This is a genomic window from Rheinheimera sp. SA_1, from assembly GCF_001669775.1.
Classification (GTDB): Bacteria; Pseudomonadota; Gammaproteobacteria; order Enterobacterales; family Alteromonadaceae; genus Pararheinheimera.
In genome coordinates, this window is record NZ_LXWK01000016.1 from 461,927 (window position 1) to 479,820 (window position 17,894).

The 17,894-nt window shown below is 49.9% G+C and carries 13 protein-coding genes; 11 read left to right on the forward strand and 2 right to left on the reverse strand.

Features of this window, described 5'->3' with window-relative positions:
- The first annotated feature begins 1 nt into the window (after position 1).
- The 11 genes from A5320_RS14055 (at position 2) to A5320_RS14105 (ending at position 13,620) form a co-directional block, all read left to right on the forward strand.
- Entirely contained in the window at positions 2 to 1,213 is a 1,212-nt protein-coding gene (locus A5320_RS14055; protein ID WP_068065911.1) for a TIGR04063 family PEP-CTERM/XrtA system glycosyltransferase, read from the forward strand.
- A complete protein-coding gene (locus tag A5320_RS14060) occupies positions 1,213 to 2,304 on the forward strand; it encodes a glycosyltransferase family 4 protein (RefSeq protein WP_068065912.1) in 1,092 nt (363 codons plus the stop codon). The genes A5320_RS14055 and A5320_RS14060 overlap by 1 nt, the downstream gene beginning before the upstream one ends.
- Positions 2,297 to 3,667, forward strand: coding sequence for a phenylacetate--CoA ligase family protein (locus A5320_RS14065; protein ID WP_068065915.1), 1,371 nt, complete (start codon positions 2,297 to 2,299; stop codon positions 3,665 to 3,667). Before A5320_RS14060 ends, A5320_RS14065 begins: the two co-directional genes overlap by 8 nt.
- A 111-nt stretch (positions 3,668 to 3,778) precedes the next feature.
- Positions 3,779 to 5,116: a putative O-glycosylation ligase, exosortase A system-associated gene (locus A5320_RS14070; protein ID WP_068065918.1), complete on the forward strand. Its 1,338-nt coding sequence runs from the start codon at positions 3,779 to 3,781 to the stop codon at positions 5,114 to 5,116.
- The gene (locus A5320_RS14075) at positions 5,113 to 6,120 is read left to right on the forward strand and encodes a polysaccharide deacetylase family protein (protein WP_082971777.1); all 1,008 of its coding nucleotides are present in this window, start codon (positions 5,113 to 5,115) and stop codon (positions 6,118 to 6,120) included. The genes A5320_RS14070 and A5320_RS14075 overlap by 4 nt, the downstream gene beginning before the upstream one ends.
- Positions 6,121 to 6,141: 21 nt before the next feature.
- Positions 6,142 to 7,368 (forward strand): hypothetical protein, encoded by a 1,227-nt coding sequence (locus tag A5320_RS14080; RefSeq protein ID WP_157605854.1) that lies wholly within the window; start codon positions 6,142 to 6,144, stop codon positions 7,366 to 7,368.
- A complete protein-coding gene (locus A5320_RS14085) occupies positions 7,347 to 8,360 on the forward strand; it encodes a polysaccharide deacetylase family protein (protein ID WP_068065924.1) in 1,014 nt (337 codons plus the stop codon). Before A5320_RS14080 ends, A5320_RS14085 begins: the two co-directional genes overlap by 22 nt.
- Complete coding sequence (locus tag A5320_RS14090) at positions 8,312 to 9,667, forward strand: glycosyltransferase (protein ID WP_157605857.1); 1,356 nt, start codon at positions 8,312 to 8,314, stop codon at positions 9,665 to 9,667. Before A5320_RS14085 ends, A5320_RS14090 begins: the two co-directional genes overlap by 49 nt.
- A 154-nt stretch (positions 9,668 to 9,821) precedes the next feature.
- Positions 9,822 to 11,330 carry a lipopolysaccharide biosynthesis protein gene (locus tag A5320_RS14095; RefSeq protein WP_068065929.1) on the forward strand — a complete coding sequence of 503 codons (1,509 nt, stop codon included), beginning with the start codon at positions 9,822 to 9,824 and terminating at the stop codon, positions 11,328 to 11,330.
- On the forward strand, positions 11,327 to 12,475 hold the full coding sequence (locus A5320_RS14100) for a carboxylate--amine ligase (protein WP_068065930.1): 1,149 nt from the start codon (positions 11,327 to 11,329) through the stop codon (positions 12,473 to 12,475). Before A5320_RS14095 ends, A5320_RS14100 begins: the two co-directional genes overlap by 4 nt.
- On the forward strand, positions 12,472 to 13,620 hold the full coding sequence (locus tag A5320_RS14105; RefSeq protein ID WP_068065933.1) for a DegT/DnrJ/EryC1/StrS family aminotransferase: 1,149 nt from the start codon (positions 12,472 to 12,474) through the stop codon (positions 13,618 to 13,620). Before A5320_RS14100 ends, A5320_RS14105 begins: the two co-directional genes overlap by 4 nt.
- 56 nt (positions 13,621 to 13,676) lie before the next feature.
- Here A5320_RS14105 and A5320_RS14110 read toward each other — a convergent pair whose 3' ends face one another.
- Together A5320_RS14110 and A5320_RS14115 are read right to left on the reverse strand one after the other, a co-directional pair.
- Positions 13,677 to 14,774: a hypothetical protein gene (locus tag A5320_RS14110; RefSeq protein ID WP_157605860.1), complete on the reverse strand. Its 1,098-nt coding sequence runs from the start codon at positions 14,772 to 14,774 to the stop codon at positions 13,677 to 13,679.
- A gap of 93 nt (positions 14,775 to 14,867) precedes the next feature.
- Positions 14,868 to 17,840: an InlB B-repeat-containing protein gene (locus A5320_RS14115; protein ID WP_157605863.1), complete on the reverse strand. Its 2,973-nt coding sequence runs from the start codon at positions 17,838 to 17,840 to the stop codon at positions 14,868 to 14,870.
- Between the last annotated feature and the right edge of the window lie 54 nt (positions 17,841 to 17,894).

Below are 17,894 nucleotides of genomic sequence, written 5' to 3' on the forward strand. Positions count from 1 at the left end.
AGTGAAGGTTTTACATATTCTTGATCATTCAATTCCACTGCACAGCGGATACACTTTTCGCAGCAGAGCGATTTTGCAGCAACAACGTGCACTGGGCATTGAAACCTGCCATGTCACCAGTCCAAAACATGGCAACGCTGATGCAGGCGAAGAGCTGGTTGACGGCCTCAAGTTTTATCGCTCGGCCCAGCCACAAGGTTGGATGACCAAAGTTCCGGGCTTAAACCAGCTGGCTCTTATTCAGCCGCTCACCGAACGCATTTTGCAAGCGGTCGCCATTGAAAAACCCGATGTATTGCATGCACACTCCCCGGCATTAAATGGATTGGCCGCCCTTCGCGCTGCCAAAATTTGTGGCTTGCCAGTGGTCTATGAAATCCGAGCCTTCTGGGAAGATGCGGCGGTCGATCACGGTACCTGTAAAGAAGGTGATTTACGCTATCAACTAACCCGGCAAATGGAAAACTATGTGGTAAAACGTGCTTCGGCCGTAACCACCATTTGTGAAGGCTTGCGGCTGGATTTAGTCGGTCGTGGTTTTGCCGCCGACAAATTCACCGTGATCCCAAACGCGGTCAATATCGAACAATTCCAAATCTCGGCTGGTCGCGACCGCGAACTTGAACAGTTATTAGGCTTACAAGATTGTTTAGTGCTAGGTTTTCTGGGCTCTTTTTACGCCTACGAAGGTTTAGATTTGGCGATCCGAGCCTTACCGGCGGTGATTGCTGCGCAGCCGAATGTGCGGTTGTTGCTGGTGGGCGGTGGCCCACAGCAACAGCATTTAGAACACCTCACCAAAGAGCTTGGTCTGTCCGATTATGTGATTTTCACTGGCCGGGTGCCGCATGGTGCTGTTGACCGCTATTACAGTCTGGTTGACCTACTGATTTACCCACGTAAATCGATGCGCTTAACAGACTTAGTCACACCACTAAAACCACTTGAAGCTATGGCGCAAGGCAAGCTGGTATTGGCGTCTGACGTCGGTGGCCATAAAGAACTGATTCGTGATGGTGAAAATGGCTTTTTGTTTCCGGCTGATAACGTCCAGGCGTTCAGCGATACCATTATCCGCTTGACGCAGCAAAGCGCAGAGTGGCCACAAGTGATTGTGCAGGGCCGCAATTTTGTCGAGCAGGTGCGCAACTGGCGGGTCAGTGTCAGTCATTATTTACCACTTTATAACCAGTTATTGGCAGGAAACCGCTGATGTTGCGCCAACTCTGTATTGCCGGCCCCTTACCGCCGCCAGCCGGTGGTATGGCCAATCAAACAGAAAAACTGGCAGAATTGCTGCAAAGCGAAGGTATTACCGTACGCATTATTCAGACCAATGCGCCTTATCAACCGGACTGGGTTGGTGGTATTCCGGTGCTGCGCGCGGTCTTTCGACTGCTGAGTTACTTTGCAACCCTACGCCGTGAACTGACACCGGAAATGCAGCTGCTGCATATTATGGCGAACTCCGGCTGGTCCTGGCATTTATTCGCGGTACCGGCAATTCTGATTGCCCGGCAGCGCAATATCCCGGTCGTGCTGAATTACCGGGGTGGCTACGCCGACAGTTTTTTTGCCAAATCCTGGACTAAAGTCAGCTGGGCACTACGTAAATGTGCAGTGATTGTGGTGCCTTCCACCTTCTTACAACAAGTGTTTAATCGTTATGGTATGGAAGCAGTCATAGTACCAAATGTGCTGGATACCAGCTTATTTGTGCCACAAGTGAATAAACAGCTGCGTCCGGATGCACCGCATTTTATTGTGACGCGAAATCTGGAACAGATTTATGACGTGGCGACCGTGATCCGTGCTTTTGCCCAAGTGCAGCAACAAGTGCCACAAGCCCGCCTGACTATCGCAGGCACCGGACCGGAACTTTCCGCGCTGCAAAACCTGGTGTTTGAGCTCAATTTAAATCAGGTCGAATTTTGCGGTCGGTTAACCCCGCCACAAATGGCCGCTTTGTATCAGAGTGCGGATGTGATGCTGAACGGCAGTCTGGTCGACAATACCCCAAATTCACTGATCGAAGCGATGGCGAGCGCAGTGCCAATTGTATCAACCAACAGTGGTGGTATACCGCAGTTGGTAACCGATGGTATTGATGCGTTGTTGGTCGAGCCACAGCAACCGGAGCAAATGGCCGCGCAAATGCTGAAACTGTTACAACAGCCGGAATTTGCCAGCGAACTCTCACAGGCTGGGCTTGCCAATGTCGCCCGGTTTAGTTGGCCACGGGTCTGGGCGCTGCTGCAACAACAGTATTTGCAACTGCTGCCAGGAGGGAAAAGCAATGCTTAAGCCGATGCTCGATCGTCTTTACACTAGTTTTGTTGCCGGTTGTTTATTTCCGCTGCATGAGCTGTTGAAAAAACACCGCACTGTGCAGATTAAACAGCAGCTGGAACAATCGCAGTGGTTGAGCCAGGCGCAAATTCTGCAGGCGCAGCAATTAAGGTTGCAAGGGTTTATCCGTGATGTTTGCCAGAACGTGCCCTACTATCAGCGATTGATGCACGAACTGCGGTTGTCGGCTTCGGACATTCAAACCACCGCCGATTTAGCCAAACTGCCGTTTTTAGACAAAACCGCTATTCGTGGTCATTTTGCCGAATTAAAGCATGCCCATGCTGGCATCGTCCGCCCCTTTACCACAGGCGGTTCCAGTGGTACACCGCTGACCTTTTTACTGGGTAATGAGCGGATCAGCCACGACGTCGCAGAAAAATGGCGTGCTACCCGTTGGTGGGGTGTTGATATTGGTGACAAAGAAATTGTCGCCTGGGGCTCGCCGATTGAACTGAATAAACAAGATAAAATCAAAATCTGGCGCGACCGGTTGTTCCGCTCGACCCTCATTCCGGCTTTTGACCTGACTGAAACGACCTTACTTAAATTTATCGAGCAAATTCAAACCACCAAGCCAGCGATGTTATTTGGTTATCCATCGGTGTTTCATCTGATTGCAAAAACGGCGCAACAACATCAGATCGACCTAACCAAGCTTGGCCTCAAAGTGGTGTTCGTGACTTCAGAGCGGTTATATCCCTACCAGCGTGAGCTGATTGAACAGGTATTTAACGCGCCGGTGGCCAACGGTTATGGCGGCCGCGATGCCGGCTTTATTGCGCATCAATGCCCATCTGGCAATATGCATATTTCGGCAGAAGATATTATTGTTGAAATCATCGATAACGATGGCAATTGTGTACCTGACGGGCAAAGCGGCGAAATCGTCGTCACCCATCTTGCAACCAGCGATTTCCCGTTTATCCGTTATCGCACCGGTGATATCGCAACCAAGTCAGGCCAGCCCTGTCCTTGTGGCCGTGGATTACCAGTACTTGAGCAGATTGAAGGTCGCAGCACCGATTTTGTAATTGCCGCCGATGGCACCATGATGCATGGTTTGGCGCTGATTTATGTGATCCGGGAGCTTGCTGGTATCAGCAATTTTAAAATTGTGCAGGAATCACTATTGTTAACCTCGGTGCAGCTGGTGCTGGATCAAGGCGTCGACAGCACGCCGTTGTTGGCAACCATTGAACAGGGTTTAAAGGCCCGCCTTGGCCAGCAAGTACAAATCCAGTTCGAGCTTCGCGACGAGATCGCGGCCGAAGCTTCCGGTAAATATCGTTATGTGATCAGCAAGGTGACCCGCTGATGGAAAGTATTTTGTTTGCTCTGGATTTAATCGCCGTGGTGGCACTTTGCCATTTCGCCGCCAAACAGGATGATGCGGAGCGCGCAAAAGCAGACGAGCAGGAGAAGCGCGATGCGTGATGTGTTTTTTCTGCTGATTTTTCCGATGATTTTGTATTTTTGCTTTAAAAAGCCATTTATCGGTATTTCGATGTGGCTGTGGGTGGCATTGTTTTTTCCAAAGGCTTGGGTCTACGGTTTCGCCAGTGGTATTCGTTATAATCTGATTATTGTTGGCGCTGCGATCATTTCCTATTTGGTAATGAAAGAAAAGCAGAAAAATCAGTGGGATAGCCTGAGCTGGGCGGTGGTTTGTTTTTTAGTCTGGACCTTTTTTACCAGCCTGTTTACCATTTCAATTCCGGAAGTAGTCTGGACTGAATGGGTCGAGTTCTTCAAAATCTGCTTATTGTACTTTTTTGCAGTTGCCATTTTGCGCACTGAAACGCATATCAACACCATGATTTGGGCGGTGGTGTTTTCACTTGGTTTCTATTCGGTCGTCGAAGGCCTGAAATACATCAGTTCCGGCGGTGGCCACGTTCTTGCCGGTATGCCAAGCCATGTGCTGGGAGATCGCAACGACTTAGCGGTCGGTATTATCGTGATGATCCCACTGGTGGTTTATTTGCTCAGTGTCACCCGGCATAAAGTACTGAAAGCCGGATTAATTTTGGTTCTGATCATGGCGGTAGTTTGTGTACTGGGTTCAGGCTCCCGTGGCGGTTTTATCGGTATCACCATCGTTGCCGGATATTTCTGGTTCCATAGTAAACACAAATTAATCTACCTGCTGGTGGTGCCGCTGATTGCTTATGTGGGTCTGGAATATATGCCGGCCAGCTGGCACGAGCGGATGTCGACCATCGAAAACGCCGACCAGGATATGTCATTTTTGGGTCGGATCATGGCATGGAAACAAGCCATTTTGATGGCGATGGACAATATAACCGGCGGCGGATTTAAAGCCGGTCAGATGAATGCTATTTGGTTTCAATACGATCCACAGCACAATCTAAATTGGTTATTTGATACCTCAACCGTCTATTTTGATGGCGCCAAAGCCGCCCACAGTATTTACTTCCAAGTGCTTGGTGATCATGGTTTTATGGGTTTGTTCTTATTTTTACTGATTATTTACCTCGCTTTCAGTCAGGCGAAACAAACCGCCAAGATGCTAAAAACAAACCCGGTCAGCCCATCGATGGTAAAACTCAGCTCCATGATCCGGGTTTCACTGGTGGCTTATGTGGTTGCCGGTGCCGCGGTCAGTCTGGCCTATTTTGATTTGTTATTTGCGTTATTCGCAATCAGCCATGTAATGAGTAATATAATTAAACGCGAGGTGACAGCCCAACAAGCGCTGGCATCAAACGCGAACTCGCAGTTTGCAAGGGAAGGCTCAGGATGATTTTTACCCCGTTACTTAATCTCGGAATTAAGGTGCTGAATTTGTTTGCCGGCACTAAAAGCTTCTCGGTACTGAATTACCACCGGGTGATGCCTAACGCTGATTTGTCGTCAGAGCAGGCCTTAACGCCAGAATTATTTGAGCAGCAGCTGATTTGGTTAAAACGGCATTTTAAAGTACTGCCGCTGCCAGAGGCCTTTGCGCTGGCGCAAGCGAAGCAACTGCCGCGCAATGCGGTCGTGATTACCATTGATGATGGTTTTTATGATTGTTTTGCTTATGTGTACCCACTTTTGAAAAAACATCAGCTGACTGCCACTTTTTTCATCAGCACCGCCGGCCTCGAGCAAGGTTATTTGTGGGAGAATCAGATTTCCTATGCCATCTGTCATGCGCCACAAGATCTGATGCGGCTGCAATTGCAACAAAGCACCTTTTTGATAGGCACCACTGCCCAGCGTCGTGCCAGTATTGCTGCCATTACTGAACTCACCAAATATCAAACCCTGCAACAACGCCAGTTGATGATTAACGACATTCTGGCGCAGTGTAATTGTCCGGCGCATCTGCATCAGTTTTTAACCCGCGAGCAAGTCAGCATCATGCATCAAAACGGCATGACCATTGGCGCCCATACCGTGCACCACCCTATTCTGGCGTTGGAAACATTGGCAACAGCGCAGCAGGAAATATCGGACAGCAAACTGTTACTGGAACAAATCATCGACAGCCCGATTGAGTTTTTTGCCTACCCCAATGGTAAATACCAACAGGATTTTACTGACGATCATGTGGCTATCGTTCGTGATTTGGGGTTTAAAGCCGCTTTTTCTACCGAATGGGGCGTGGCGCAACCGGAAACCGATTGTGTGTATAAGTTAAAACGTTTTACCCCCTGGGATCGTAGTCCGGGTAAATTTTGTTTGCGCCTGGCGATTAATACCTTAGCCGAGCGCTACCATTTTAAATTTTTCAAAAGCCGGGTTCGTCAGCATGTCAGCTGAACCGGCACTAAGTGAGTGTTGATGATGAATATGTCTGCTACAGCATGGAAGCAAGCGGTACTGGTGCCTCAAGCTGATTCAATGGGCGCGATAGCGGTCGTGCGCTCGTTGGGCCAACACGGTTATCAGGTACACGCTGCATCGGTCAAAGCCGATGCTTTGGGCTGCCTATCATCTTTTGCCACCAAGGGTCACCAATGTCCGGCTTATGATAGTGCGGATTATTTGCCATGGCTTCGCGCAACTATCCGCACCTATCAAATTGCGGCCATTATCCCAAGTGAAGGTTTTTTGCTGGCAATTAAACATCATTTTGCCGAATTTGCGCCGCTGATGCCGATTCCTCAGGACGAACAACTGGTGTACGGCTGTTTATCAAAAGTTTATGTTTTTGATTTATTTATGAAAAGCGCAGATGAGCGCCTAAAGCAGCATATCTCACAAACCGCCATTATCACCGAAGCTGCCCAACTCGACGAACTGGATACCAGCAACTGGACAGCGCCATTTTTTGTCAAAGGGGACGGATTTTACAGTAAACAAGGTGATACAGCCTTGGTGGCAAAAGCCCGCGATTGGGATGCTGCGCGGCAAAAAGTCGTCGCCGCACTGGCCGATTTTGACAAAGTTCTGCTGCAGGATTGCAGTCATGGCGTAAAAGCAACGGTGAATCTGGTGATGCAGGATGGCCATATTCTGGCCGAATCAATGGCGGTTGCCAGTCATGAAAACCCACATACCGGTGGCTTAACGGCGCTGCGCCAAAGCTGGTGGCATCAGCCGATGTATGACGACGCCGTGCTGCGAATGCGTGCACTGGGTTGGAATGGTCCGGCCATGGTCGAATACAAATGGGATGCGGCGACTCAGAGCTTCGATTTTATCGAGCTCAATTCCAGATACTGGGCAGCGCTGAATCTGGATATCCTGGCTGGTTTGCATTTTCCGGCCATTCATCTTGATTACTTTTTTAATAAAACCAAACCGGCACAAGCAATTCGGCTAACCCGGATTATTCGCGCCCGGCATGCCTTACCGGCCGATTTTGGTTATATGTTGTCAAAACTACGCGATCCACAAGTTGCGACGCCGGCCAAGCTGAAAAGCCTGCTCGGTTTTTTCCTGTATTTTCTACACCCTGGCATTTATTCCGATTTGAATTATCCCGGTGATCGCAAACTGGCCTGGCTCAACACCAAAGCTTTTATGATGGAACTGATACGATCATGCCTAAACAAATTAAGTTAAGTTTATTATCTGTCGCGAGGGTGCTTGGCATCTTTGCGTTATGCCGCTGGTGGTTCCGCGACCGGGTGCGGGTACTTTGTTACCACGGATTTTCTTTTAACGATGAACATTTGTTCCGGCCAAAATTGTTTATGACCAAACAGACCTTTGGCGAGCGGCTGAATTATCTGGCGAATAGCCCCTATCAGGTAGTTTCACTACAACAGGCATTAGCCAATCCGCAGCCATTGCAAGTGGTTTTAACCATGGATGATGGCTGGTCAGGTACTTTTGAGCTGGTGCAACCGGAACTGGCGCACCACCATTTTCCGCTGATGCTGTATGTCACCAGTTATTATGCCGACAAACAAATTCCGGTGCTCAATGTCGCGCTGTCGTATCTGTTGTGGAAAACCAATAGCACCACCTTGCAATTGACTATCCCACAACTGTCGGTTGAAACAAGCTGGTCAATTGCCAGTTTGCCGTCTGCCGAATTGGTGAAACAGGTTTGTGCACTGATCGACCAACTGGAAGAGCCCGCTGACCGCGCCCAGATCCTGCAGCAACTGGCTGATCAGCTTGGTGTACAGTTGCAAAACAACGGGCAACAACTGTTTCGGTTACTCAATATTGAGGAATTGCGCGCTCTGCAACAACATCATGTGGATTTACAACTGCATACCCATCGCCATTGCAGCCCGTTACAGCCAGAATTATTTGGTCGGGAACTGGAAGACAACCGGCAGTGGTTGGCACAATTTCAGGATCCGGCAAAGCTGAGCCATTTTTGCTACCCAAGCGGTGAATACGATGCCAAACATTTGCCTTGGTTAGCGCAATATCAGGTAAAAACGGCCACGACCACCAAAACCGGACTGTTTGCTCATGGCATGGACGTACTGCAAATTCCACGCATTCTGGATGGCGAAGACGTACATATTCTGGAACTGGAAGCTGAACTTTGTGGTTTTATGACCCTTGTACGGCAGGTATTGCGGGTGAACGGCTGATGCAGCGCGACTTTCACCCCGATGCAGTACCTCAGCACGACATGTTGCAACCGGAGCCGACAAACATTTCGCCTGCGCCATTTTCCGGTAATCGAAATGTGCTGTTAATCGCTCTGGAAATGCCGCCGGCTCGGAGTGCCGGTGTCCAACGCCCTTATCGTTTTGCTGAATATTTGCTGGAACTAGGCTGGAACCCAATAGTGCTGACCGCCAGCAGCGATATTTATCAGCGTTTTGATCACGAACTGCAAATCCCAACCGCTTTAGCTGGCCGGATATACCGCGCCAAGGCTTATGATGCCAGCCGACTGTTTTCGATAGCCGGCCGTTCACCGGACTGGTTGGCGTTACCGGATCGTTATTGGCCCTGGTACTTGCATGCGACCAAATTAGGACAGCAGTTGATCCAGCAGTTTGATATTGGCTGTATCTGGTCAACCTATCCGGTATTAACCGCACATCTGATTGGCCGAAAACTATCTAAAACCAACAACTTGCCGTGGATTGCCGACTTTCGGGATCCAATTCAATGCCACTACAATCCGGCTTATCAGCATTTTAATACCGTGAATCGTTATCTTGAGCGCAAAATCGTGCAAAGCGCCAGCAAGGTCTGCACCACCAGCAATGAAGCTGCACAGTTATATCGCAGCATTTATCCGGAACAAGCCAGCGACAAATTCTGCGTCATTGAAAATGGCTTTGTTCCCCTGCCCGTCGCTACCGCTGCGGTACCGGATAAAATCACCTTGTTATATAGTGGTGCCTTGTACGGCAATGGCCGCGATATCAACGGCATTTTTCGCGTGTTGCAGCAACTGAAGCAACAGCATTTGATACATCAGCAAAACTTTGTGCTGCGTTTTCGTGGCAGTGCTAAACCGGAGCGCTACGCCAAAGAGCTGGCGGCTCACGATATTGCCGATTTAGTCGAATTCGCGCCGGCCATTGCTTTTGAACAGGCGGTTGCCGAAATGCAACAATGTTCGGCCAATATGCTGATCCAGGACGAGATTTTTAAGTATCAAATTCCCGGTAAACTATACGATTACATTCAGAGCCAAAAACCGTTATTGGCAATTTGTCCGGATGGCAGCGCGACCGCCAATGTCTGTCGCACCTTGCCTAATTGCTGGCGAGTCTGGCAAGACGCTGAACTGGCGACTGCCATCAGTGCATTATTAGCCGGGCACTTTAGGGAGCCACTGGATACAGCAACCGCCAACAGCTATAGCCGTCGTGCCCGCACCGTGCAATTAGCCTCGCTGATGCAAAGCCTGCTCTTAGAATATACCCAAAATCATTGAAGATTCGGGTAGGCGACGAGAGAGTGAGACTGGAGCGCCAGCCCGGCCCGGAGCATAGCTGTTCTATGTGACTGGGTCGGACTGACGCTTCAGCGAATGAACGAAGGCAACACCCCCGAATCTTCAAGGATGACGGGTATAATCTGGAATTATTGTGGACCAACTTAAAAACAAAACACTACAAGGTCTGATGTACCTCGGCGTCGGAAAAGGCGCCGGAAAACTGATTTCTTTTGTCAATACACTGCTACTCGCCAGGTTGCTGACGCCGGAAGACTATGGCCTGATGGCCATCGTGATGGTGATTGTCGGCTTTATCGGCTTTTTTAATGAAATTGGTTTAGGCAGCGCCATCAAACAGCGACTTGATATTAACCAAACCCAGTTAAATGGCTGTTTTACTTTGGCACTGCTGATTAGCTCGGCCTTGTATCTGGCCCTGTATTTCGCCAGTCCGGCCATCGCCAGTTATTACGAACATGAAGTGCTGACTGACGTGCTGCGGTTTATCGCGTTGACCTTTATTATTGGTGCTATCGCCACCGTACCTGACGCACTGATCGCCCGCGAAATGCGCTTTAAAATTTATGCCGGCATCGAATTTGTGATGATCTTGCTGCAATGCGCTATTACCCTGGTACTGGCCTGGTTTGGCTATCAGGTGTGGGCGCTGGCCTGGGGTTTTGTGGCGTCACAGCTGTTTAAAACTATCTGTATTTTGTATTTCAGCAACTGGCGGCCAAGTCGCTTTGGCAACATTGGTGCCGCCACCGATCTGATGAAATTCGGTGCAACTGTCACCTACTCGCGCCTGACCTGGTATTTCTACAACAATGCTAAAACCCTGATCATCGGTAAAGTGCTGAACCCGCAACAATTAGGGGTCTATTCAATGGCAGCGACTTTGGCAGCATTACCAACGTCACACATTACCAGTATGGTGATTCAGATTGCCTCGCCGTTGTTTTCAAAAATGCAGCAAGATTTAACCCGGCTCGATAACGCTTTGCGCCGACTAACTTCAGGTATTGCGCTGATTGGCTTTCCGGTGATGGCCGGCATGGCATTAACGGCTTCCGAGCTGGTGCCGGTGTTATTAGGTCCAAATTGGCTGGAAGCGATTTTCCCACTGCAGATTTTATGTATTCTCGGCTTGTTTAAATCCGTAGATCCATTAATCACCCAAGCGTTTATCTCCATTGGCAAAGCCAATATCACCGCGCGATATACCTCTTTATGTGCGGTCGTGATTCCGATCAGCGTGTATTTCGGCGCTGTGTATGGTGGTCTGGTAGGTGTCGCTATTGGCTTGGTCATTTCTTACCCTTTATCGTCCATTTACTTGTTTTACGCCGCGAGAATTCACCTCGATTTCTCAATGCGCCGTTATCTGAAAGCACTGCAAACGCCGGTTGAAGCCTGTATCTGGATGGCAGTGCTGGTGCTGAGTTTCCACTATGCCTCGGTACATTTTGGCTTTGACCACCTGTTATGGCTGTTGCTGGGCAAAACCTTTGTCGGCTTAATGGGTTATCTGCTGTTTTTGGTGTATATCCGTCAAAGTGGTCTGCGGGATTGTTATGAAGTATTGCAGGAGCTTGGCGTTTCGAAACACAAATTACAGCGCTGGCCTTTTAACCGGTTGAAGGAGCAACAATCATGATCACAAAAATTCCGGTCGTAGTGGTTGGCGGTAGTGCCAATGCGTTAGGCGTGTTACGTTCACTACCCCATTGTGATCTACATTTGCTCTGTGACAGCGAACAAGCCCCGGCCTGGCACAGTCGCTGGGGACAGAAGCATCGTTCAACCGACACCAAAGCTCCCACTGTAGTTGATGAATTAATGCAGTTGGCTTCCCGTGTTTCCGGCGGCAAACCGGTGCTGCTACTGACCGAAGAAAAGACCGTGGTTCAGGTGAGCGCCGCCCGCGAGCGTCTGGCACCTTTTTATCATTTTGTATTTTGTGATCCGGCAATGTTGCTGGCATTACAGTCAAAATCCGGTTTTCAGCAACTGGCGAATCAGGTCGGAGCGGCAATTCCGCAGGGACGGATTTTGACGAAGTTAGGCGATTTAGCTTTGATTGAAGACCTCAATTATCCCTGTGTCTTCAAACCGTTAGAGCAAAATGAAGCTTATGGCCGACGGTTTAAAAAAGCCTATAAAGTGGGCTCTGCGGCTGAAGTCGCCAGTCTGTATCCTGCAATTGCCGCGGTGATGCCGCAGATGATTGTGCAGGAATGGCTGGAAGGCGCCGACAGCGACATATATTTCTGCCTGGCGTATTTCGATGCACAGGGCAAGCTGGTCAGCAGCTTTACCGGTCGCAAAATACGCTCCTGGCCGTTGCAGGTTGGAGGCACCGCCAGTTGTACCGCGGCGCCGGAAGCTGCCGCTGAACTCACTGAAAAAACAGTGAAATTTTGTCAGGCCATTGGTTACATTGGCCAAATGGGCATGGAATTTAAATACGATGCTCATCGTGGTGGTTTTTATATGATTGAGCCAACGGTCGGTCGTACGGACTATCAACATGAAATAGCCACTTTGGCCGGTAATAATGTGCTGGCAGCGATGGTGGATAGCCTGGCAGGCAAGCCCTTGGTACATGCGGCTGCCCCCCAAAACACTTTTTCCAAAAAAGTCGTCTGGTATGATGAAATCGCCGATGCCAATGCACTCGCCAATGGTGGCTCCAATGTGCTTTTCCTGGATTATCAACGGGTCGCGGCAGTCTGGCGTTGGTCTGATCCAACACCAGGATTGATGTCGCTGTGGCGCCGTCTGAAAAGAAAGTTGTCATGATCCAATTTAGAGTAGCGCTATGGTCCAACGGCGAACTTGCAGCCTTTTTCAAAGGTTTGTTTAGCCAACAGGCATTGCCGCAACTGCAACAACAGCTGGAACAACAATATCAGCGCCGGGTGCTGTTGCTCAATTCAGCCCGCGCCGGTATTCGTATCGCCTTGCGTTATGCTGCGAACCGGCAACCCACCCGCCAGCTGGTACTTTACCCTGAGTATATCTGTACCAGCGTACCGCAAGCCATTCAAGAGGCCGGTTTTACCGGGATGGCAGTTGCCGTCAATCACGAGCTGAATATGTGTCCGCTGGCCCTGTCGGCTTTGCTTGAGCGTCAGCCACTGGCGGTGATCCTGCCACATATGTACGGGGTCGCTGCAGCTATTTCTGACATCGAAACCATGTGCCGCAATCATCAGGTGCTGTTAATTGACGATGCAGCACAAGTCGCCGGCATCGAAACTAACGGCAAATTACTGGGAACTTTTGGTGATTTTGGAGTGATTAGTTTCGCTCAGGCGAAAACCATTGTCAGTGGCGTGCAAGGCTCAGGCGGTGTGCTGTTGTTTCCAGCCGAAATTGACATCGACGTGCCGTTAAAACCAACGTCAGGCTGGAGCCGGCTTTGGCCATTGTGGCATTTTTGGGCCAGTTATCAGCAGGATGGTATCGCCAGTACCATCGACTATTACGTGCAGCGACTGACCCGGCTGCTGCGCAAAAAGTTGAGCCGGAATTCAACGACACCTTATGCCGATGGTTATGCCATAGCAGCACCGGATGCTGCGGTTGCACTGAAACAGTTTGAAACTTTACCAAGTCGTGTCAAACACTTACAACAACAAGCCACAATTGCCGCAGATGCTCTGGCCGGTTTAGAGCAGTTGCAGTTTCCACAGTTACAGGCTGGCCGCTATCTGACCAGACTGATTGTACGATCACCCAAGGTCGCACCGGCCAAACTTGCCAAAACCTGTTTGAAACTCGGCATCAAAACCAAAACCGCCTATGGCAATAGCAGCCAAAGCTTTGATGGCAGCATGACTTCCGGGTTACTGGAACTTCCGTGGCAAGGGTTGCAACCGGCAGAACTTACCACACTGCTCAATCAGCTGCGTTTGCTTGATCAGCAGCTGGTGTCATCGTAGTACTCACGAATAAGTACTCACGAATAAGTACTCACGAATATTGCGCTTCCACGGCTTTAGCTGGTTGGAAACGCACCTTGCAACAATATGGCGCAATAATCGTCGGTCTGGCTATTCACCGGTGTCGCCATGATTTGATTCGGCGGTAATTCACCTCTGGGTAAATACACCATGCCATACAAACTGACACCACTGCGCTGACGTTTTACGTAATCGAATTTTGCAATACTTTGCCAAGGCCCACCATCAGACCGATACCATAATTCAGCACAAGGGAGCGTCGCCTGCAACCGTTTAGGTTCAAAGGTGGTCGCCATCACCGCAGCACCATCTGCCAACGCCACTGCTGCATAAACTGGATTTCCGACAACGGCCTGTTCAGTGACTGCAGCAGTTGCAAAATGATAACGATAAATTTTGTTAATACAATCGGCAGCAGCATCCTGCCCCGCGTCCATGCCCCATTCAATAGCATCCGGATAAATCAGCAGCGCAATAGCCCGCCATTGCTGACTGCCGCCGGCAAATTTATGTAATGTTTGAAATTCATCGTCGGAATAATAAAAGGCGGACTCTTCGTCGGTGTCACCGGTCAGCACCCAAAGCCGGTTCCGATATCGATCGTAATGAATGGCATGCACGTGCTTAATGTCGGCGCGGCTAAACTGCCAGCAGCAGGTAGTCGTGCCAGCCTGCGGGTCAACCCGGATAATCCGAATGTCCCGGCTATGCCCGTTCAAATATTCACCGAAATAAACCTGCTGACTGTGCTCATGTACGGCCAAACCACCACGTAACGGTGTGGCAAAACGCCCAAACTCTGCCGGCGGCAGCACCTTCACCTGATAGCCTTGCGGCAGGTTTTGGCATAGATAAATCCGATCAAACACCACCAGAATATCACCATTGCCGAGTTGCAGCAGATGGCCGATACCAGCCGTTGGTCGTAACAGCTGTACCAAAGTGCTGCGGGCAAGCCTGTCCTTTAGTTTGCCTTTCAGGCTTTGGTCTTTGGCCGGTAGCCGGCATAAAAGCTTGAGCTGCTTGCTTTGATAGTCAAAACGATAAATGGACAAATCTTTGCTACATAAACAGCTGTGTTGATCAGACCAATGCACGACCATGCCTTGGTCGACCACGTTTTTTTTTGCCACGGCCAGCTCATTTACCACATCATTTCGCGCCAACATCAGGTCCTTTTTTTCTACTGCATTATCCGTTCTGGTCAGTTTGTGCGGTAATCGGTATTAATCACGCCGCGGTAAAATCGCCCATTTTGGGTTGTTATTAAAACTGATCCGGTCTTTTAAGCGGTTATGATAAAACTGCCAGACTATTTCACCGCCAGGCAGATCGGTGACATAAGAAGCAGTGCCCCACACCATCACATCGTAACCAAATTCTGCGTCGATATAACCACCTAATTGATAACGATTAAATGTCTCTAACCGGTAGGCAGGCAAATATCCATCCTGTACCGCCAGCCAACTTTGATACCAGCCACCATTCGGCTGGGTGATACTTGGTTGCCGGTAAGCAGACAGTAATTCCAGGGCAAAACCGGTTTCCAGCGCAGGTCCAGCCAGCACCCGCCCCACAAAACGTTTCATTGGACCAGCGGCAAAACCTAACTCTTCAGCGCGACCCAGTGCCAACACCACAATGTGAGTCATCCATGGCGAGGCGCCATTGGCAGTTTTGGTCATATCGTAATATTCACTGACATAGCTGGTAGCAAATTTGTCGCCATGCACCCACTGGCCTAGTGGTGAAGCTGCGCCAGCAGAATAAACAAACTCTTTTGGCGCTATAGTGTTACGGCCGAAAGTCCACAGTGCATTGTCTTTATTCGGCGTATTGGTAACGTTGTACATGCCCTCCCAAATCGCTAACGCTTTGTTGGTCAGGGTGACAAAATACTGCTGTTCCGGCATCACATCAGGTGTAATGGAAGCAGTGTGAACTCTGGTACGTAGCGCCCAACCCTGACCTCTGGTTTCGCCAGAATATAACGCACCTTCACTACCGGTTGGTCCACGGCCTAAAGTTGAACTTTTTGCAGCGGCGTTATTATCCATCGTGGTGTAAGCCGCTGAAAACAAGCTTTGTTCCAGGAAGTAATAATCACCAGTCAGTAAATATTGACCAGATGCCAGATCTGGATGATGCGCTACATCTGGCCGCCAGCCAGAATTGACCAACGGCACAATCGGATGAATTTTGTCATTGGCGGCAGTTTCATGCCAGTTCAGTCTTGGGATCCAGCCTGTAGGTCGACCACCTTGATTAATCGACAGAATTTTACCTAAACCACTGACTGTTTTTGCTTCGTCAAAAGTACGGCTGGCATCGCCTTCGCGCACATGAAACGGCCAGGAACCGCTCAATTCAGCCTGGCGTAACGCAATTTCAGCCAAACGCCAGTCTCCGGAATAGAACCAGCGAACTGTCCAGGCCGGGTATAAACCAAGATCAGGCCGCCCGCCGGCATTCGCCATTGGTTTTGCCCACAAGCCAGCTTCATAAAGAGTGCTGTCTTTACTTTGCCAGCTTTGATATTGGGTTTGAATGGTGGCATCGCTGATTTCGCGGCTACTATCAAAATTGGGGATCAGCCGCGTTTTACTCAAATAGGCCAACTGATGATTTAACGATACAACTGGCAGCTGTTCGCCCAGCCAGAACTGACGGGTCCAGCGGGTCATTGCCTGATGGGGTAATGCCGCTTGCTGATAAAGCACTGCCGGATTTTGCTGACCGCCCTTGAGCTTTAAATCGTACAGTTGATCCTGTAGTGCCAATGAATTGGTGATTTCACCGACATATCGCACCTGCACTTTATTCAATGCTGGCCAGAAGGTGGCGTAAAACGCCGGCCGCACTGAACGGTGTGGATCGGCGCCAAAATCGAAGCTGCGATCGACGCTATGATCAACTAGCAAAATGGTGGTGGCGATTTCGCCTTGCGTCCAGTAACTGAATTTATCCTGCTGCAGCATAGCTCTGGCCGAAACGGTATGTAGCGGCAGATCGGCAAACTTGGCTTCAATAGTTGCGTCAAAGTTATAATTTGCCGCTAGCATGGCGGTTTTGTCTGGCGCGCCTTGCTGCCGGCCTGTGGTCTGATTGACAAAATTAAGTTTCAGCGACGCCCCGGCTGCAATGGCAGGAACCACAGCACTGATGATAGCGTGTCGCACTGAGCCATCCGGGTGACGTTGTTTTACATCCGCCTGAGTCGGTAGCGGCTGACCGTTGAGCATCAACTGTGGAAACTGAGCAATTTCGCCTGCGACAAAAGGCCTAGCAAACTGCAACGGGTAATTCAGGAGCACCGTGCTTTGTGGATTGGTTACGGTAACAAAGTTACTGTCATCCACCTGTGATGTCGCTAACGGCGCAAAACGCGCGGTCAGTGTGACAGGCGCCGTGACTGTCAGCGAACATGCAGGCAGAGCCTGACAAGGATCACTCCAGCCAACAAACTGCTGCGCTGCATCCGGTACGGCATTAAATGCCAACACTGTGCCAGCGGTCACATTCACGCTGCAACTGCCGGTACATGGGGTGCTTAATGCTGTTGAGGTAATTTGGCCGAGCCCTATAACATTCAGCGTGACTGCTTGCTGCGCGACAGGTGGGTCAAAAGTGACTGTTAACGTCTGGGGTTGATTAACGGTGGCGATACAGGTTTGGCCCTGCGCATTGCCACAGAGGCTGCTCCAACTGCCAAAAGTAGCACCATTTAGCGGGCTGGCAGTAAACGTCAGCGTAGTTCCAAACGGAATTTGATAAGTGCACTGATCGCGGCAGGGTGACGGCTGGCCGCTGACCTGGACTTGACCAGCCCCCATAACCATGACTTTGAAGTTAACGGGTAGTGGTTGAAATACTGCAGTTGCGCTGGCTTTATTTACCGTACTGAGGTTAAGAGTACAGGCGGCGGTGCCATTGCAATCGTTTAACCAGCCGGCAAATTGTGCGCCGTCATCTGCTTTGGGTTCTAATTGCAAACTGGTACTTTGAGTTTCGATGGTGCAGTTTACGCGACAGGTTTGACCGCTGGAACTTTGAACTGCACCGGATCCGTTGATGGCCAGCTGTACGGTTTTTACGCTAACTGGTGTTGGTGGTGTTGGTGTTTCGGCTGTGGTTTCACCACCGCCGCAACCACTTAGACTGAATAAGCCCAACATGGCTATAAAAATTCCCCGAATCATGTTGCAACCCCTTCAATTAGCAAAACAGAATTTACTGCTGTAGTGCCTTAGTAT